Annotated in this window: 15 protein-coding genes; 10 read left to right on the forward strand and 5 right to left on the reverse strand. The window is 66.0% G+C overall.

Annotated features, from left to right (window positions below; translation table 11 throughout):
• The first annotated feature begins 7 nt into the window (after positions 1-7).
• The 5 genes from AT984_RS03675 to AT984_RS03695 all read left to right on the forward strand — a co-directional run bounded on the left by AT984_RS03675 (position 8) and on the right by AT984_RS03695 (position 9,525).
• Positions 8-568: a ferritin-like domain-containing protein gene (locus tag AT984_RS03675; RefSeq protein WP_058718955.1), complete on the forward strand. Its 561-nt coding sequence runs from the start codon at positions 8-10 to the stop codon at positions 566-568.
• 62 nt (positions 569-630) lie between these two features.
• On the forward strand, positions 631-954 hold the full coding sequence (locus tag AT984_RS03680; RefSeq protein ID WP_197418235.1) for a BON domain-containing protein: 324 nt from the start codon (positions 631-633) through the stop codon (positions 952-954).
• Positions 955-1,046: 92 nt separating this feature from the next.
• Positions 1,047-1,271, forward strand: a complete 225-nt coding sequence (locus AT984_RS03685; protein ID WP_058718956.1) for a CsbD family protein — start codon at positions 1,047-1,049, stop codon at positions 1,269-1,271.
• A gap of 182 nt (positions 1,272-1,453) precedes the next feature.
• Positions 1,454-7,453, forward strand: coding sequence for an alpha-2-macroglobulin family protein (locus AT984_RS03690; RefSeq protein ID WP_082679763.1), 6,000 nt, complete (start codon positions 1,454-1,456; stop codon positions 7,451-7,453).
• A 29-nt stretch (positions 7,454-7,482) separates the two neighbouring features.
• On the forward strand, positions 7,483-9,525 hold the full coding sequence (locus tag AT984_RS03695) for a transglycosylase domain-containing protein (RefSeq protein WP_231741511.1): 2,043 nt from the start codon (positions 7,483-7,485) through the stop codon (positions 9,523-9,525).
• On the opposite strand, the gene ydiK is transcribed toward AT984_RS03695, so the two are convergent.
• On the reverse strand, positions 9,522-10,592 hold the full coding sequence (gene ydiK / locus AT984_RS03700; protein ID WP_058718959.1) for an AI-2E family transporter YdiK: 1,071 nt from the start codon (positions 10,590-10,592) through the stop codon (positions 9,522-9,524). The genes AT984_RS03695 and ydiK overlap by 4 nt on opposite strands.
• Before the next feature lie 71 nt (positions 10,593-10,663).
• Here ydiK and ybaK point away from each other — a divergent pair, with 71 nt between their 5' ends.
• The 5 genes from ybaK (at position 10,664) to AT984_RS03725 (ending at position 13,505) form a co-directional block, all read left to right on the forward strand.
• Positions 10,664-11,158 (forward strand): Cys-tRNA(Pro) deacylase, encoded by a 495-nt coding sequence (ybaK, locus tag AT984_RS03705; RefSeq protein ID WP_058718960.1) that lies wholly within the window; start codon positions 10,664-10,666, stop codon positions 11,156-11,158.
• A 6-nt stretch (positions 11,159-11,164) separates the two neighbouring features.
• The gene (plsY, locus tag AT984_RS03710) at positions 11,165-11,887 is read left to right on the forward strand and encodes a glycerol-3-phosphate 1-O-acyltransferase PlsY (protein ID WP_058718961.1); all 723 of its coding nucleotides are present in this window, start codon (positions 11,165-11,167) and stop codon (positions 11,885-11,887) included.
• A 1-nt stretch (position 11,888) separates the two neighbouring features.
• Positions 11,889-12,242 carry a RidA family protein gene (locus AT984_RS03715; RefSeq protein WP_058718962.1) on the forward strand — a complete coding sequence of 118 codons (354 nt, stop codon included), beginning with the start codon at positions 11,889-11,891 and terminating at the stop codon, positions 12,240-12,242.
• Between the two features lie 22 nt (positions 12,243-12,264).
• A complete protein-coding gene (locus AT984_RS03720; protein ID WP_058718963.1) occupies positions 12,265-13,011 on the forward strand; it encodes a class I SAM-dependent methyltransferase in 747 nt (248 codons plus the stop codon).
• 137 nt (positions 13,012-13,148) lie between these two features.
• Positions 13,149-13,505, forward strand: coding sequence for a glutaredoxin family protein (locus tag AT984_RS03725; protein WP_058718964.1), 357 nt, complete (start codon positions 13,149-13,151; stop codon positions 13,503-13,505).
• A 17-nt stretch (positions 13,506-13,522) separates the two neighbouring features.
• On the opposite strand, the gene AT984_RS03730 is transcribed toward AT984_RS03725, so the two are convergent.
• The 4 genes from AT984_RS03730 to AT984_RS03745 form a co-directional block, all read right to left on the reverse strand.
• A complete protein-coding gene (locus AT984_RS03730; protein ID WP_058722068.1) occupies positions 13,523-14,158 on the reverse strand; it encodes an L-threonylcarbamoyladenylate synthase in 636 nt (211 codons plus the stop codon).
• 175 nt (positions 14,159-14,333) lie between these two features.
• Positions 14,334-15,212 carry a 3',5'-nucleoside bisphosphate phosphatase gene (locus AT984_RS03735; protein WP_058722069.1) on the reverse strand — a complete coding sequence of 293 codons (879 nt, stop codon included), beginning with the start codon at positions 15,210-15,212 and terminating at the stop codon, positions 14,334-14,336.
• 85 nt (positions 15,213-15,297) lie between these two features.
• Positions 15,298-17,949, reverse strand: a complete 2,652-nt coding sequence (locus tag AT984_RS03740) for a fused MFS/spermidine synthase (RefSeq protein WP_231741702.1) — start codon at positions 17,947-17,949, stop codon at positions 15,298-15,300.
• Positions 17,942-18,568, reverse strand: a complete 627-nt coding sequence (locus AT984_RS03745) for a putative 2OG-Fe(II) oxygenase (protein WP_058718966.1) — start codon at positions 18,566-18,568, stop codon at positions 17,942-17,944. The genes AT984_RS03740 and AT984_RS03745 overlap by 8 nt, the downstream gene beginning before the upstream one ends.
• Position 18,569 lies beyond the last annotated feature (1 nt).

The following is an 18,569-nucleotide window of genomic DNA, read 5'->3' on the forward strand; positions in this document are numbered from 1 at the left end:
CAGCGCCATGACGCATCACAAAAATCACGATCAAGCCGCCCAGCCTCATGCGGCGATGCGTCTGGACATGGTGGCCGTTGAGGCCGCCAAACACAGCCTGGCGCATGGGGCGGTAACGCCCAGCTACGGCCCTTGGGCGGCCGACATCATTCAGCTGCTGAACGACTCGCTGGCGACCGAGCTGGTATGTGTGCTGCGCTACAAGCGCCATCACTTCACCGCCCAGGGTCTGGCTTCGCCCAAGATTGCCGAGGAGTTTTTAGTGCATGCCAATGCCGAGTCCGGCCACGCCGACCGGCTGGCCCAGCGCATCGTGCAGCTTGGCGGCGCGCCCGACTTTTCACCCGCAACACTGGCCGAGCGCAGCCACGCGGCTTACGACCAGTCCAGCAGCCTGCAGGACATGATCCGCGCCAACCTGATCGCCGAGCGCGTCGCCATTGAGTGCTACAGCCAAATGATCGCGCTGATCGGCGACAAGGACAGCACCACCCGCCGCTTGCTCGAAAGCATCCTCAGCGATGAGCAAGACCATGCCGAGGAACTCAAAGACTGGCTGGCGGCTTAAAGCCTGCCGGACCCTGTTCTTGCCATTTCTTTTGTTCTAACCCGACCCGGAGACTGACCACCATGAACTCACTCAATATTCGCAACACCCTGGCCATCATCGTGGCCGCCGTCGCTCTGCTGTCGGCCACCGGCTGTGCCGTGACCCGTGGCCAAGAGCCTCTGGGTGCCTATATCGATGACAGCGCCATCACCACGGCTGTGAAGGCCCGCTTCGTTGACAACACCGACGTTGACGCTGCCGCCATCAGCGTCGAGACGATGAAGGGCACCGTGATGTTGTCCGGCTTCGCCAAGAGCCAGAAGGAAAAAGACACCGCCCAAGCCATGGCTTGGAAGGTCAATGGTGTGAAGGCCGTGAAGAACGAAATCACGGTCCGCCCTTGATGGGCTGTTCAGCGGCTGTGGCGTAACAGCCTCGCCGCTGAACTGGGTACTTTTTACGCACACGGTTTTACAAACACTTAGGGGAGTCCGCCATGAATTGGGATCGCATCGCAGGGAATTGGAAGCAAGTCAGCGGCCGCGCCGTTGAGCAATGGGGCAAGTTGAGCAAGGATGACTTTGATGTCGTCGCCGGCCGCCGCGAAATTCTGGCCGGCAAGATCCAGGAACGCTACGGCGTCGCCAAGGAAGAGGCCGAGTCGCAGATCGCCGCTTGGGAGCGCACGGTCACCGATGACTGGTTCACGTCAGCGAAGTAAGCAGCAGTTTTGATTGGCGGCCCCTGTACGCGTGCGTACAGGGGCCGCTGTCGTTTTGAGCCGGCGTTTTGGGCAGGGCTGCAGGCGGTCATTGGACACAGCAGATTCATCCCCGGCCATGCGCCGCCGCCTTAGACTCTTGCGCGAGGCCGTCAGGTGACGGACGCCGAGGGAGCGTAGGGATGAGAAGAAGTTTTTTTTGGCAGGGCTCACAGCGCTTGGGCCGTGCCGCCATGTTGGGCCTGGTTTTGCTGGCATTGCCGCTCGCTGGGTCAGCCGCCACGACGGTGCGCCTCAGCCCCGATGGTCAAGCCGGCCTGGTCAGCGAGGTGCGTCAGCTGCGCCTGAGTTTTTCTGATGCGGTGGTGCCTGCCGGCGACCCGCGCCTGCCCGCACCCGCCACCCTGCAATGCGCCGGCTTGCCCAAGCCTCCCGCCGGCCAGGGGCGCTGGTCCAGCGAGCGCGAGTGGTTGCTGGATCTGCAGCAGCCCCTGCCGGCCAGCTCGGTCTGCAAGGTCACGCTGGACCCGCAGTTCAAACCCATCACCGGCATCAGCTTGAGCGGCCCGCGCGAATTTGAGTTGCGCACCGGCGCGCCGGTGGTGAGCCGCGTGCAGCCCTGGGAGGGCAGCCAGATCGAGGAAGACCAGCATTTCCTGCTGCAGTTCAACGGCCCGGTCAGCGATGCCATGCTGGCCAAAAAGGCCTGGTGCGAGGTCGAGGGCTTGGGCGAGCGCCTGCCCGTCAAGCGGGTGGAGGGCGCCGAGCGCGCCGCCGTGCTGGCCGCCAAGCGCCTCAGCGGTAAGCAGGCCGATTGGGCGGTGCTGCTCAACTGCCAGCGCCCCTTGCCGCCCGAAGCCCAGGTCTTGATCAAGTGGCAGCATGGCACGGGTTCAGGTGCCGGTGCTTCGGGTGAGGCCGGTGTGCAGCGCTACCAGTTCCAGGTGCGCCGGCCCTTCACGGCGGAGTTCAGCTGCGAGCGCGAACGTGCCCAGGCGCCTTGCCTGCCGATCCGCCCCCTGCGCGTCTTGTTCAGCGAAGCCGTGCCGCGCGAGCAGGCCCTGCGCATGCGCTTGCAGCCCAAGAGCGGTGCGGCAATAGCGCCGCGCGTGGACAAAGACAATACCCAGGCCGAGCTGAGCGAGCTGCAATTTGCCCCGCCCCTGGCCGAGAACGCCGAATACAGCCTGCAAGTGCCGCCCGAGCTGCGCGACCGCAGCGGCCGCCCGCTGGCCAATGCCGCCAATCTCGCTGCGCTGAAGATCCAGACCGGCACCGCGCCGCCGCTGGCCAAGTTTGCGGCCGCACCCTTTGGCATCATCGAGCGCGAGGCCCAGGGCCCCGCCGTGCTGCCGGTGACCATGCGCCATGTGCAAGCGGACTGGGCGGCAGATGCTGCGGCCGGTGCCGCCCTGAAGGCGGGCGGCCAGATCCGCATCAAACGCCTGGGCAATGATGCCGAGGTACTGGCCTGGTACAACAAGCTGCGCCGCTATCACGAGAACACCTTGCTGGCCCGCGAGCTGGGCCTGCCCGCAGTGCAATGGCAGGAAACCCAAACCTGGACCGACGGCCAGGGCCGCAGCCAGAGCCGGCAAGTGCCGCGTTATGTGCACACCCGCGAGGTCTCGCTGCTGCAGAGCGATCGTTCGGTGCAGACCTTGAAGCTGCCCGATCCCGCCGAGGGCAAGGGCAAGGGCAATGGCAAAGAGAACGGCGAAGCGACGAGACCCTTCGAGGTGATCGGCCTGCCACTGGCCGAGCCGGGCTATCACGTGGTCGAAATCGCCTCGCCGCGCCTGGGTGCGGCCCTGCTGGACAAAGCCAACACCAGCATGTTTGTGCGCACCGGTGTGCTGGTCACCAATCTGGGCGTGCATTTCAAGCAAGGGCGTGAGAACAGCTTGGTTTGGGTGACCCGGTTGGACAATGCCAAGCCGGTGGCGGATGCCGAGCTGGCCGTTTACGACTGCCGTGGCAAACGCTTGTGGAGCGGCCGCAGCGACGCCCAAGGCCTGGCCCGCATTCAAGACAGCCTGCCGCTCGTGCCGCGTGGTTCGAATGCCAGCTGCGAGGCTGAGTACGGCTTGTTCGTGACCGCGAGAACTGTGGCTGGCGCGGGTGGCGACGCCAAGGCGCCGGCGGATATGGCTTTTGTGTTCAGCAATTGGAATCAGGGCATCGAGCCCTGGCGCTTCAATCTGCCCACCTCCAGTGACCGCAACCCGGACCTGCGCGCGCACACGGTGCTGGACCGCAGCTTGCTGCGCGCCGGGGAAACCGTGTCGATGAAGCACTTCTTGCGCATCGAGACCGGCACCGGCCTGGCCTTGCCCACACCCGCGCATTTGCCCGATCAAGTGCAGCTGACCCACGAGGGCACGGGCCAGCAAACCCTTATCCCGCTGCAGTGGCCCAGTCCGCGCAGCAGCAGCTCGCAGTGGCAGATTCCGGCCAATGCCAAGCTGGGCAGCTACCGCATCAATCTGCTGCGCGCGGCCAAGAACGGCCAGCCCGCCCGCGCCTGGGAGAGCGGCGAGTTCCGGGTGGAAGAGTTCCGCGTGCCCCTGGTGCTGGCCCAGATCAGCGCGCCCAAGCAAGTGCCGGTGGCGCCGACTGAGCTGCGCCTGAGCGCCCAGCTGAATTACCAGTCGGGCGGAGGCATGGCGCAGGCCCCCCTCAAGCTCTCGGCCCTGCTGCGGCCGCGGGCCGTGCAGTTCGCGGCTTACCCGGGTTTTAGCTTTGATCCGCCCCGCAGTGATGCGCAATACATCGGTGCTGGCGAGGCCGATGCGGGCGAGGACGGCGAAGGGGAGGCCAGCCAGGCCGCCCTGGGCACAAAGCTGGTGGCCGACAAGGTGGCCTTGCTGAGTGACCGCAATGGCGCGGCCGAGTTGCTGCTCAAACCCCTGCCCAAGCTGGAGCGGCCCTCCGAGCTGCAAGTCGAGCTGAGCTATGCCGACCCGAATGGCGAAATCAAAACCGCCAGCCAGCGCATCGCCCTGTGGCCGGCCAAGCTGGTGCTGGGCTTGCGGGCTTCGTCCTGGACCAGCAATCGCGACGGTCAACTGAAATTCACCGTGCTGGCGCTGGACACCGCCGGCAAGCCGCAGGCCGGTCAGCGCCTGGAGGTGCGTGGCCGGGTCAACCAAACCATCAGCAGCCGCAAGCGCATGGTGGGGGGCTTTTACGCCTATGACAACCATGTCGAGCATCGTGATCTGGGCCTTGTGTGCAGCGGCACGAGCGATGCTCAGGGCTTGCTGAACTGCGAGCCGCGCGTGGACGCTAACGGCGAGGTGGAGCTGATCGCCAAGGCCCAGGATGCCGAAGGCCGCAGCGTGCAGGCCGCCACCACCATGTGGATGAGCGCCGGCGGTGAGCAGTGGTTTGCCCAAAGCAATGACGACCGCATCGATGTGCTGCCGGAAAAGCAGCGCTACGAGCCGGGTGAAACCGCGCGCCTGCAAGTGCGCATGCCTTACCGTGAGGCCACGGCCTTGGTGGCGATCGAGCGCGAAGGCGTGATCGACACCCGCGTGATCACCCTCAGCGGCCAAGACCCGACCATCTCGCTCAAGATTGAGTCGAGCTGGGCGCCCAATGTTTACGTCAGCGTGCTGGCCTTGCGGGGCCGCATCCACCATGTGCCCTGGTACAGCTTTTTCAGCTGGGGCTGGCGCGCACCGCTGAATTGGTGGCAGAGCTGGCGTGAGTCGCGCGCCATGCCGGCGCCCACCGCCCTGGTGGACCTGGCCAAACCGTCTTACAAATTCGGTGTGGTTGCCTTCCAGGTGGGCCAGGCCGCGCATCAGCTGCAAGTGACGGTCACGCCGGACAAAGCCCAGTACGGCGTGCGCCAGACGGTGCGTGCCAAGCTCAAGGTGCTGCAGCCCGATGGCAAGCCGCTGGCCGATGCCGATGTGGCCTTTGCTGCCGTGGATGAAGGCCTGCTGAACCTGCGCGCCAATACGAGCTGGGACCTGCTGGGCGCCTTGATCCGCCAGCGGGCCTGGGGGGTGGAGACGTCCACTGCGCAGAGCGAAATCATCGGCCGGCGCCACTATGGGCGCAAGGCCGTGGCGGCCGGCGGCGGCGGCGGGCAGGGTGCCACCCGAGAGCTGTTCGACACCTTGCTCTTGTGGCGCCCCAGCGTGAAGCTGGACGCCCAGGGCGAGGCGCTGATCGAGGTGCCGCTGAATGATTCCCTGACCAGCTTCCGCCTGGTGGCGATTGCCGATGCCGGCGCCCAGCGCTTTGGCACCGGCCAGGCCACGGTGCGGGTGACGCAAGACTTGCAAGTGCTGTCCGGCCTGCCGCCGCTGGTGCGCGAGGGCGACCAATTCCAAGCCATGCTGACCCTGCGCAATAGCAGCAGCCGCGCCATGAGCTTGCAGGCCACGCTGCAGGCGCCGGGGCTGGAGAAGCCTTTGCCCGCTCAAAATGTTCAGCTGGCCGCCGGTGCTGCTGCCCAAGTGCAATGGCAGGTGACGGTGCCCGTCGGCGTGCAAAGCCTCACCTGGGAGGCCGCGGCGCAAGAGCAGGGTGCTGCCGCAGTCCAAGGTGGCGCGGCCCAAGACCGCCTGAAGTTCAAGCAAAGCGTGCTGCCCGCCGTGCCCTTGCAAGTCTTGCAAGCCAGCCTGACTCAGCTGGACGGCAAGTTCAGCCTGCCGGTGGCGCCACCGGCTGATGCCTTGCCGCTGAGCGGCGTTAAGCGCGGGGGCATCCAGCTCAACCTCTTGCCCAAGCTCGGCGGCGATTTGCCTGGCCCGCGCCGATTCTTTGAAAGCTATCCCTACAGCTGCCTGGAGCAAATGGCCTCCAAAGCCATTGGCCTGCATGACGACGCGCTGTGGCAGGCTTGGGGCGCCAAGCTGCCGGGCTATTTGGACCGGGACGGCCTGGCCAGCTACTTCCCGCCTGCGCCGGAAGCCGCTTCGGCCGGCAGTGAACGCCTCACCGCCTATCTGATTGCGGCCGCGCATGAGGCCGGGCGGGAGATTCCGGCGCTGCCGCGCGCCCGCATGCTGGACGGGCTGACGGCTTTTGTCGAAGGACGTTTGCAGCGCCAGCCCTGGACGCCCAAGCCCGGGCAACTGGACCAGCAAGTGCGCCGCCTGGCCGCGCTGGAGGCCTTGTCGCGCCACGGCCGCGCCACGCCGGCCATGCTCAGCACGGTGGACGCGCAAGCGCTGCCGACCTGGCCGACTGCTGCGGTGCTGGACTGGCTGCAAATCCACCAGCGCTTGCAGTCCGCGCCGCAGCGCCAGGCCCGCATGCTTGAAGCGCAAAACCTGCTGCGCAGCCGCCTCACTTATGCCGGCACCACCTTGCGCTTCAGCACCGAGGAGGGCGATGCCTGGTGGTGGCTGATGGACAGCGCGGACGCCAATGCCTCGCGCCTGCTGCTGGCTGTGCTGGACGACACGACGTGGGCGACTGAGCTGCCGCGTCTGTTGCAAGGCACGCTGGCACGCCAGCGCCTGGGCGCCTGGTCCACCACCACGGCCAATCTGTGGGGTGTGCTGGCGCTGGATAAGTTCAGTGCCCGCTTCGAGCGCGTCGCTGTGAGCGGCCGCACCCGGGCCGAACTGGGCGCTCAGACCCAAAGCCTGGACTGGGCCACGCAAGCCAAGGGCGGCAGCCTCTTGATGCCCTGGGCCAGCGGCACTTTGACGCTGACGCAAGAGGGCACGGGCAAGCCTTTCGTGACGACCCAGTCGCTGGCGGCCGTGCCGCTCAAGCAGGCCTTGTATTCGGGCTACCGCCTCACGCGCACCCTGCTGCCGGTGGAGCAGAAGACGGCCGGAAAATGGTCGCGTGGCGATGTCCTCAAGGTGCGCCTTGAGCTCGAAGCCAGCAGCGATATGAGCTGGGTGGTGCTGGCCGACCCGCTGCCGCCCGGCGCGGCGGTGCTGGGCTCAGGGCTGGGCGGTGATAGCGAATTGGCCCAGCAAGGCCAGCGCAATCAAAGCTCCATCTGGCCCACTTTTGAAGAGCGCAGCTTCGAGGCCTGGCGCGGCTATTTCGACTATCTGCCGCGCGGCAAGCACACGGTGGAGTACCTTGTGCGCCTGAACAATGCCGGCCGCTTCCAGCTGCCCGGCACCCGGGCCGAGGCCATGTATGCACCCGATAGCTTCGGCGTGCTGCCGCAGCAGCAGATGGAGGTTGGACCTTGAGGAGAAGTAGGGCGGCGCTTGCCTCGGTTTTGGCATTTGGTCTCGCGCTGAGCTTGCTGGCCTCGCCGGCAGCGGCGCAGGCCAGCTTTGCCGAGGTCAAGGCCGCCCACAAAGTCTCTGACTTCACTTTGCTGGATCGGCAGGGTCAGGTCTTGCAGACCTTGCGCCTGGACATGCAGCGCCGCAGCCTGGCGTGGGTCCCTTTGGCTGAGATGTCGCCCGCCTTGCTGACGGCCATGCTGCTGGGTGAGGATCAGCGCTTTTACGCCCACAGCGGCGTTGATTGGGCGGCGGTGGCCAGTGCCGGTTTTGGCAATTTGTGGAACAGCCGCACGCGCGGTGCGTCGACCATCACCATGCAGCTGGCGGGTTTGCTCGATGAAGGCCTGGCGCGCCCCAGCGGCGGCCGCAGCCTGGGCCAGAAGCTCGGCCAGGCCTGGCAGGCCGGGCGGCTGGAGCGCAACTGGAGCAAGGCGCAGATCCTGGAGGCCTATCTCAATAGCGTGCCTTTCCGGGGCGAGGTGATCGGCATCCATGCGCTGAGCCAAACCCTGTTCGGCAAACATCCTTCCGGGCTGACGACACAGGAGGCCGCCCTGGCCGCCGCCTTGGTGCGCGCGCCCAATGCCGCGCCTGAGCGCGTGGCTGAGCGTGCTTGTGCCTTGCTCAAGTTGCAGGGGGCGGCTGCCAACTGCGCGGCGGTACAGGGTCAGGTCGAGGCCTTGCTGGCCCGGCCCGCCTCGCCGCTGCAAGGCGAGGCTCTGGCGCCGCATTACGCGCGCCAAGTGCTCAAAGCAGATGGCCCGCCGCGCCAGCCCAGCAGCCTGGACGCCGGCCTGCAGCGCCAGGCCCTGAACCTGCTGCGCCAGCAACTGGCCGAGTTGTCCGGCCGCAATGTGGAGGACGGCGCCGTGCTGGTGCTGGACCGGGCCAGCGGCGCGGTGCTGGCCTGGGTGGGCAGCAGCGGGGACGACTATTCCAGCGCGGCCCAGGTCGATGGCGTGCTGGCGCGGCGCCAGCCGGGCTCCACGCTCAAGCCCTTCATCTACCAGCTGGCGCTGGAGAAAAAGCTGATCACCGCAGCCAGCTGGCTGGATGATTCCGCGGCGCAGATCAGCACCCCGTCCGGCCTTTATCTGCCGCAAAACTATGACAAGACTTTTCGCGGCTATGTGTCGGCGCGCGCGGCGCTGGGCAATAGCCTGAATGTGCCAGCCGTCAAGCTGACCGCCATGCTGGGCGTGGACCCGCTGTTTGAGCGCCTCAATGCCCTTGGCCTGGGGCTGCGCGAGAGTGCGGGCTTTTACGGCCTGTCGCTGGCCCTGGGCAGCTCTGAGGTGAGCTTGCTCAAGCTGACCCAGGCTTACCGAGCGCTGGCCAATGACCGCTCACCCGCCGCCTTCATCGTGGCGGACATGCTGGCCGACAACAATGCCCGCGCGCTCACTTTCGGCCTGGACAGCCCCTTGGCCACCAGCGGTTTTGCGGCTGTCAAAACCGGCACCAGCAAAGATATGCGCGACAACTGGTGCCTGGGTTTTTCCGAGCGCTTTGTGGTCGGCGTCTGGGTCGGCAATGCCAGCGGCGCGCCCATGCATGGGGTCAGTGGCATCAGCGGCGCGGCGCCGATCTGGGCCGGCTTGATGCGCCATCTGCACCGAGGCCGCCCCTCACGCGCGCCGCAGCCGCCGGCCGGCGTGCTGCATCAGCGCGTGGAGTTCGACGCCCAGCGGGAGCCCGCCCGCGAAGAATGGTTTGTGGCCGGCACCGAGCAGGCCTTGATGCGCAGCACCGCCCAGATGGGCGCACGCGCCGCCATGGGCATTGCCAGCCCGCGCGACGGCAGCATTTTTGCGCTGGACCCCGACATTCCGCCGCAAGCCCAACGCATCCGCTTCGAAGGCCAGACGGGGCTGTGGGAGCTCAATGGCAAAGCCCTGGGCCGAGGCGCCAGCTGGCAATGGGCGCCCAAGCCGGGCAAGCACCGCCTGCGCCTGCTGGACACCCGGGGTCAGGTCTTGCAGGCGGTGGTATTTGAGGTGCGTGGGGCGGAGTTGTTGAAGAAGCCTTAGTGGCTTTGTTCCGGCGGCATGTCATCGCCGATCCAGGCGATCAACATGGTGTAGGTCACCGCCAGCACCACCGGCCCCACAAACAGGCCCACCAAGCCGAAGGCCAGCAGGCCGCCGATGACGCCGGAGAAGATCAGCAGCAGGGGCAGGTCGGCCCCCTTTTTGATCAACCAGGGGCGCAGCACATTGTCCAGCGAGGTGATGATCACCGTGAAGATCAGCAGCACCGTGCCCCAGGTGTTGTCACCGCTCCAGTACAACCAGCCCACGGCCGGGGCGAGCACCAGCACCGGGCCGATCTGCGCCAGGCAGGCCATGAACATCACGGCGGCCAGCAGGCCGGCAAAGGGTACGCCGACGATCAGCAAGGCCACGCCGCCCAGCGAGGACTGCACGATGGCCGTCACCACAATGCCCAGCGCCACGCCGCGAATCGCTTGACCGGCCAAGGTGATGACTTGGTCACCCTGTGCGCCGGCCAGGCGCAAGGCAAAGCCGCGCACACCGCGCGCGGCAGTTTCGCCGCAGCTGTAAAGCACGCCGGCAATGCCCACTGTGATCAGGAACTGCAGGCCAATCATGCCAAGGCCGCCGGCCTGACCCGCCAGCCATTTGAAGGAGATGCCGAAATAGGGTTTGACCAAAGCCATCACATAACCGTAGCCATCCACGGCCACGCGGTGCCAGATCTCTGCCACGCTGCCGCCCACCAGGGGCAGGTCGCCGACCCATTCGGGCGGCTCCGGCAACTTGGAGTCGGCCAATTTGTTGGCCAGGGCCACCACGCTGTCCGCATGCGTGATCATGGCGCCCAAGGCAATAGACAAGGGCACGAAGAGCACCAGCAGCAAGGCCAGCACCATCACGGCGGTGGCCAGGCCGCGCCGGCCCCACAGCCGCGCTTGCAGGCCGCGCATCATTGGCCAGGTGGCCACCACCACCATGGTGGCCCAAATCAAAGGCCCGAGAAAAGGGCGCAGCACCCATAGCGAGGCGGCCATCATCAGCGCGACGCTCACAATGGCCAGCAAATTGCGGATGAGTTCGGGGCGGGGCGTGTTGCTCATGGGCGGGGGCTGCGGGCTCAGAAGAATGGCGATGGGCCAGATTCTGACTGCAGTCGGAGAAAATGCTTGTCATGAGCAAGAAAACAGTCCACGTCAGCGAAACCCCGGCCACGCAGATGCTGCGCCGCCAGGGCGTTAGCTTTAGCGAGCATGTGTATGACTACGTCGAGCACGGCGGCACCGGGGAGTCCTCGCGCCAGCTCGGCGTGCCCGAGCATGAGGTGATCAAGACCCTGGTGATGCAGGATGAAAAAGCCCAGCCCCTGATCGTGCTGATGCACGGCGACCGCCAGGTCAGCCTGAAGGAATTGGCGCGGCAAATTCCCTGCAAAAAGGTCGAGCCCTGCAAGCCCGAAGTGGCGCAACGCCACAGCGGCTATATGGTCGGCGGCACCTCGCCGTTCGGATGCAAAAAGGCCATGCCCATCTATGTGGAGGCGACGATTCTTGAGCTGCCGCGCATCTGCATCAACGGCGGCCGGCGTGGTTTTTTGGTCGGCTTGGCGCCGCAGCTCTTGGTCGAACTGCTGGCGGCGCGGCCAGTTCACTGTGCCAGTGCAGAATAGCGCCCCATGCAAGAACAACTCCTCCCTCTGCTGGCCGCCATTTGCGGCTACCTCGTCGGCTCGCTCTCGTTTGCCGTCATCATCAGCCGCTTCATGGGCTTGTCGGACCCACGTAGCTATGGCTCGGGCAATCCCGGGGCCACCAATGTGCTGCGCTCTGGCAACAAGAAAGCCGCCATCCTGACGCTGGTGTTCGACGCACTCAAAGGCTATGTGCCGGTGGTGCTGGTGACGCTGTACGGCGCCCGCTTCGGCCTGGGTGAAGGCACGGCCGCCTTGGTGGGCCTGGGCGCCTTCTTGGGGCATTTGTGGCCGGTGTTCTTCCGCTTTGAAGGCGGCAAGGGCGTGGCCACCGCTGCCGGTGTGATCTTGGCGCTGAACCCAGTTCTGGGCCTGGCGACCTTGGCCACTTGGGTGATCATGGCCTACTTCTTCCGCTACTCCTCGCTGGCGTCCTTGACCGCTGCGGCCTTCGCGCCCTTCTACCAAATGCTGATCTGGGACACCGGCCCCATCGTCGGCGTGTTGATCTTGATGGCTTTGCTGCTCGTGTGGCGCCATCTTGAGAACATCAAGAAGCTGCTCAATGGCACCGAGAGCAAGCTCGGCCACAAGGCCGCTGGCGCTGTTCCGGCCGAAGGCACGAGCAAGAAACATCCGCATGGGCATGTGGGCGCCAAGCCGCATGGCCATTCGCACCACCATCCGTCCAAAAAGAAAGGTTCCTGAAATGAGCAACAACATCCAGCGCTTTGACGTCGGCGCACGCATGTCCGAGATGGCCGTCTACAACGGCGTGGTCTATCTGGCGGGCCAAGTGCCCGAAGATGCCACGCAAGACATCACCGGCCAAACCGCCCAGGTGCTGGCCGCCATCGACGCCTTGCTGGCCAAGGCCGGCAGCGACAAGACCAAGATCTTGCGCGCCCAGATCTTCATCGCCGACCTGGCCGACTTCCCCGGCATGAACGCCGCCTGGGACGCTTGGGTTGTGCCCGGCCACACCCCGCCCCGCGCCACGGTCGAGGCCAAGCTGGCCCGCGCCGAGTGGAAGGTGGAAATTGTGGTGACGGCTGCGGTGTAAAGCCTTTTCATCGGGAGCCGCCATGAGTCTCGAGGTTTACCGGGCCAGTGCTGCGGAGCAAGCGCGCACGCAAGATTTGCTGCGCTTGTTTCCGGCGACTGGCCGGCTTGCCCTGGACATTGGCGCTCGCGATGGTCATTTCTCGCGCTTGCTGGCCGAGCGCTTCGAGCAGGTCATCGCGCTTGATTTGACCTTGCCGCAGATTACGCACCCGCGGGTGCGCTGCGTGGCCGGTGATGCCGCCGCCATGGAGATGGCCGATGGCTCGCTTGACTTTGTGTTCTGCGCCGAGGTGCTGGAACATATCCCGCCTGCACTGCTGAGCGGCGTTTGCCGCGAGATCGAGCGAGTGGCAGGCGGGCAGATCTTGATTGGCGTGCCCTACCGGCAAGACATTCGGGTTGGCCGCTGCACCTGTGGCAACTGCGGCCTGATCAGCCCGCCCTGGGGCCATGTCAATAGCTTCGATGAGGCCCGACTGGCGGCCTTGTTCCCGGCCTGTTCATTGCAAAGCGTGAGCTTTGTGGGCAGTAGCAAGGTGCAGACCAATGCCTTGTCGACCCGGCTGATGGATTGGGCCGGTAACCCCTACGGCACCTATGAGCAGGAAGAGCCGTGCATCCATTGCGGCGCACGCATGAAGGGCGCTGCGGCGCGCAGCCCTGCGCAAAAAGTCGCGACCAAGCTGGCTTTCTGGACGCGTGGCCTGAGCGGCTTGTGGGCGCGCCCGCATGGCAATTGGATCCATATGCTGCTGGCTAAGCGCTGAGGCGCTAAGTTGTTGGCGCCCCTATCGACCGCAGTTCAAATCCGGCTTGTTATGACCCCGATCGACTTGACGAGCTTTGCCCGCCCAGCTCCGTCTGTGCCGGTGTTCACCTGCCTGGACTTGAGGCAACCCATCTGATGGCCAGGATCAAAGCTGATTTCTGGTCGCTGGCGCTGATCCTGGCCTTGGTGCTGGGGGCCTCCCAGGCTGCGTCATGGTGGCTGGGGCGCGGGCAGGGCGAAGAACTGCGTGCCCTGGCCAAGCCGGGTGACATCGTGATGCTGTCCTCGCAGACCTGCATCTACTGCGACAAAGCGCGTGTTTGGATGACGGCGCAGCAAGTGCCGTTTCGGGAATGCTTTGTTGAAAGCGATGCTGCTTGCCTGGCCGAGTTTCAGGCGCGCGGCGCGCGGGGCACGCCCACGCTGGTGGTGCGAGGTCAAACCCAGCTGGGCTTCGATCAAGCGCGGCTGATTCAGTCGCTCAAGCCTTGAGTCTCAAGCGCTGAAACTCAATCGCTGAAACTCAGGCCCAGCTTTTCCGGGTCGCCCTGGCCGCGGCGAATCAGCACCGGCGCGTCCCCGCTGAGGTCGATCACCGTGGTGGGCTGCAGGGTGCAGGCACCGGCATCGACGATGGCTTGCAAGACCTTGTCAAAGCGCGCGGAAATTTCCTGCGCGTCGTTGAGCGGCTCGGTCTCGCCGGGGGGAATCAGGGTAGCCGACAACAAGGGCTCGCCAAACAAGGCCAGCAAATCCTGCACCACGCGGTGATCCGGCACCCGCAGGCCGATGGTGCGGCGCGAGGGGTGGGACAAGCGGCGGGGTACTTCTTTGGTGGCTTCCAGGATGAAGGCAAACGGGCCCGGCGTGGCCAGCTTGAGCAGGCGGTATTGCTGGTTGTCGACCCGGGCATAGCTGGCCAGCTCGCTCAGGTCGCGGCAGAGCAGGGTCAGGTGGTGCTTGTCGTCAATGCCGCGGATGCGGCGTAGGTTTTCCACCGCGGTTTTGTCGTCCAAACGGCAAACCAGGGCATAGCTGGAATCAGTGGGGATGGCCACCACGCCGCCGCCATGCAGGATCTGCGCGGCTTGCTTGAGAAAGCGTGCTTGCGGGTTCTCGGGGTGGACTTCGAAATATTGGGCCATGCCGCATTGTCCATCGCCGCCAGCGGCTTGCGGCACAGCCGGCTAGAGCTGTTGCCGAAAACGCGACGGCTGATCCCATGTTTGTCGGCATTGCCCGGGAAGGTCGCGGACAAAGAATCGCTATTGCCGTGAGAGCATGCTCATCATTAGCTCTGGCGGCGATTGAAGTTGGCGCTCAGGCCCAGTGGATGCGATCCGCCAAAGCCTGCCAAACCGGCTTCAGGCGGCCAGACAAGCCGTCCAGCCGGCCCAGATCGGTGCGGCTTTCCTCGGGGGAGTGGAAGTCCGAGCCGCGGGAGGCGAAGAGGTCGAACTCCAGCGCCGTGTCGGCGTACTTGATGGCCTCGGCGGCCGAGTGGCTGCCGGTCACCACCTCGATGCCGCGCCCGCCATGGGCCATGAATTCGGTGATCAGCGCGTACTCTTCGGTGGGGCTGAAGGCATAGCGAGCCGGGTGGGCGATGACGGCTTCGCCGCCGGCTTGCCTGATCCAGCGTAGCGCGTCACTCAGGCGGGCCCAGCGGTGTTCCACATAACCCGGTTTGCCCTCGGTGAGGAAGCGGCGGAACACTTCGTTGACGTCCTGGCAATGCCCTGCCTCGACCAAGAAGCGCGCGAAGTGGGTGCGTGAAATCAACTCGGGGTTGCCAACGAATTGCAGCGCGCCTTCGTACGCATCTTTGATGCCCACTTGCGCCAGGCCGGCCGCCATCTCGCGGGCACGGGCTTCTCGGCCGCCTCGGGTTTCACGCAAGCCCTGGATCAAGGCGGCGTTGTGATGATCAAAGCCCAGGCCCACGATGTGCACCACCCGGCCGGCAAAGCTGACCGAAATTTCCACCCCGGTGAGGTAAGCCATGCCCTGCGCCAAGGCGGCTTCCATTGCACGCTGTTGGCCGGCCACTTCATCGTGGTCGGTCAAGGCCCAGAGTTCGACGCCATTGGCTTTGGCGCGCTGCGCCAGCTCTTCGGGCGTGAGGGTGCCGTCGGACACGCGCGAATGGCAGTGCAGGTCGGCGTTGGTGCTGGCGTCGACGCTGCGTGGGCTGCCAATGGCGATGTTGGCGGAGGGCTGGGATGTTGGGCTGTTATTCACCCACCCATTTTAGGTGGCCGGCGCCGGCCGGCCTTGCGCAAGGTCATTGCCCCTGGCTTGCCAGTTGCAGCAAGGCTTGGCCGGCCTCGGCGCGTGCGGGCTGCAAGGCTTGCAAGTCTTGCAACAGACGGCGGGCGCCTGGGCCGTCGCTGCGCGCCAGCGCGCCGGCCATGCGCAGCAGGGGGTCGTAGGCGGGGCGGAAGTCCGGGCTGCGGCGCAGCACGTCCAGCAAGGGCTCGCGTACCTGGGCCAACATCTGCTGCACGTCGGGGCTGGGGCGTACCTGGCTACCGGCGGCCACAAAACTCAGGCGCGCGCGCCGATAGGCGGCCAGCCTCAGCTCGGCCGGCTGGTCTTCGGCTGTCGTGCTCAGGGGTTCCGCCGCTGGCTCGGACAGCGCTTCCAGCACGCTCAACAAGCGCTCGCGGGCTTGTGAGTCCGGCGCGTAAGTCATGCGGGGGGCCGAATAGCTGACGACCGGGTGGTCATCGGTATTGAGTGGCGCCTCACCCGCCCACTGCCGCAAGGCCCGGGGGCCGGCGATGAAGCTGCCCAGCAGGGCGTATTCGTCTTCGATGCCAAAGGCGGCAAGGCTTTGCGGCAGGCCATGCTGGGCCAGGCGCTGGCGTGCCACGCTGCTGGAAAAGCCTGCTTGCTCGCCAGCAGCGCGGCCGATCAGGCCCAGGGTGGGCGTATCCAGGCTGTTATTGGCCAACAGGGCTCGGCCCTCGGGAAAAGCTTGCAAAAAGGACTGGGTGATGCTGCGCAAGCTGGCCAGATCGAGCTGATGCAGGGGTAACCATTGGCAGAACAGGCCGCCGGCGGCCAGGCGAGCGCGCACCGCTTGGAAATGCTCCACCGTGTAGAGCGCGCCGGAGCCGCTGCGGGCGGGGTGGAAATTGTCGGCAACGATGAGCTGGTAGCTGGGCTGCGCGCTGGCACGCACATAACGCCGGGCATCGGCGGCAATCAGATGCAGATTGGGGCTTGGCTCGGTGAAGAAGGCAGAAGCGCGTATCACTTCCGGCAGCAGCTCCACGGCGTCGACCTGCACGTGCGGGTCTTGCGCGGCGGAGGCCGCTGTCATCCCCGTGCCCAGGCCCAGAAAGAGCGCGCGCTGCGGGGCTTGCGGCAGCAAGAGCAGGGGCAAGAGAGCCTGGCGGGCATCGAAGGCCAGGCTGGAACTGCTGCCCTCTTGTTGGCGATTGTTGATGCGCAGGCGTGAGACGCCTTGCGCGTCTTCCACCACGCTGACCGCGGCCATGCTGCCGTCCTGATAACTCAGCACTTGGCCGCCCTCGGGGAGGGTGACGAAGGCCAGCGGCGGCGCCATCACCGCCAGTGCCACAGCCGGCCCGGCGACAAGCCACGGCCAGGGCCGGCGCCACGCGGGGCCGGCCGCCAAGGCCAGATAGCCCGCCGGCACCAAGAGCAACGCCAGCTTCGGCCCCAGCCAAGGCGCCAAGATGAGGCCGCAGAGCATGGGGGCGGCGGCAGCGCCCAAGGTATTGATGCCCAAGGCCTGGCCAAAGCTGAGGCCAACACGTTGAGCGTTTTGGCTCAGCTGGCTGAACAGGGCGCCCATCACCACGGTGGGCAGGGCAAAAGCGGCAGCGGCCAGCGTGGCCTCGGCCAGCAGTGCCGAGCGCATGCTGGGTGTGGCGGCGTCCAGCAGCCATGATTTGATGGTCTCGGCCCCCCACAAGCTCGCCAGGCCCAGCAGGCAGGCGCCGGCTAGGGCCAGCAGCAAGTAGTCGGCTTGCCGTGCGGCGCGATCCGGCGGCGAATGGGCCCAACGGCTTTGCCAGACCGCAGCGCCCAGCGCGCTACCGATCAGATAGACCGCTAGCAGCAGGGCGAAGGTGTAGACCGTGTCTTCGCTCACCTGGCTCAGCACCCGCACCACCAGCACCTCGTAGCCGATGCCCAGCAGGCCGCTCAGGCCCAGGCGCAGCATGATGGCGCGCCTGGGCGCCTTGTTGTCGCAGCTTCCAGTGGCCGCAGCGGGGGGCAGCGGGGTGCATGCGGGCAGGCTCAGCCAAGCGACGGCGGCGCACAGAAGATTCAGCGCCACGCACAAGCCAGCGCTGCGCGCCAGCCCCAGGGTGGGCAAGAGCCAGAAGGCGCTGGCCAGTACGCCCAGCACGGCGCCCAGGGTGTTGGCGGCGTAGAAGGGGGCAATCGAGCGGCTCGCTGCTGTCGCCGCTGTTTTCGGGCCGGCTTGCAGCCAGCTTGCCAGCACCCGCTCCATGGCCGGCAAGGTTGCCCCCATGGCGGCCGTGGCGGGCAGCAGCAAGACAAAGCAGCCGAGGAAGGCGACGCACCATTGCCAAGCGGCGCTGGCTTGCGCGCCGGTCAAACGCAGCAGGAATTCACTGGCCGGGCCCATGCCCAGCAGCAGGGCCACGCCCCAGGCGGCGATCAGCAGCTCGCAAGCCAGATACCAGCGCAAGGGCCGTGCGCTGCGCTCGATGCGCTGGCCCAGCCCCAGCGCGCCGAGGGCCAGGCCGCCGAAGAAGGCCGTCACCACCGCCAGCACGGCCACGCTTTCGTGGCCCAACCAGAGGCCCATCTGCTGGGTCCAGATGATTTGGTAGCCCAGGCCCGCAAAGCCCGAGGCCAGCATCAGGCCCAGGGCGGCGCTGCGGCGTGCTAGCCCTCGTTTTCCTAGCTCTTGCTGCTGCATCTCAGCCACTGAAGCCAATGCGGTAGCCCCAGGAATCAAGTCGCAGCGGAATGGCGTTGAAGGCCAGGGTGATGCGGCGCTCGCCGGCATTGGGCGGCACCGCGTGCATCAGATAGCTCGGGAACAGCACCAGGTCGCCCGGCTCGGGTTGCGGGCTGATCCACTTGTCGGCATTGAAGGGGCCGGTGATGCTGCCGGCATGGTCGTTCTTGAAGCTGAAGTCGGTGCCGCCCGGGCTCTTCATGAACACGGTGCGCGAGGACTCATGCGTGGGCGTGAGGTAGACCACACCGGAGATGAAGCTATTGGCATGGTTGTGCGCCGCCTGGCGGCCACCTTGGTCCAGCACATTGAGCCACATTTCCTTGAGCGACCAGCCCATTTGTTCACCGAACATCAGGGCACCAAACTCGCTCAGCTTGGGCGTCAGCAGGCCGGCCACGTCCAGCAGCAACGGGCTGTCGCTGGGCTTGAGCATGCGGGTGTGGGAGAGATGGTCCGAGGCATTATTGGCCTGCAGGGCCTCGGTGCTGAAATGCGCGACCAGCGCGTCCACCAAGGGCTTGGGCAGGGTGGCGGGGGCGCGCAAAAAAGGCGTCGGGAACAGGCTGATGATTTCGTCTGTCATG

The organism is Paucibacter sp. KCTC 42545, from assembly GCF_001477625.1.
Taxonomy (GTDB): Bacteria; Pseudomonadota; Gammaproteobacteria; order Burkholderiales; family Burkholderiaceae_C; genus Paucibacter_A.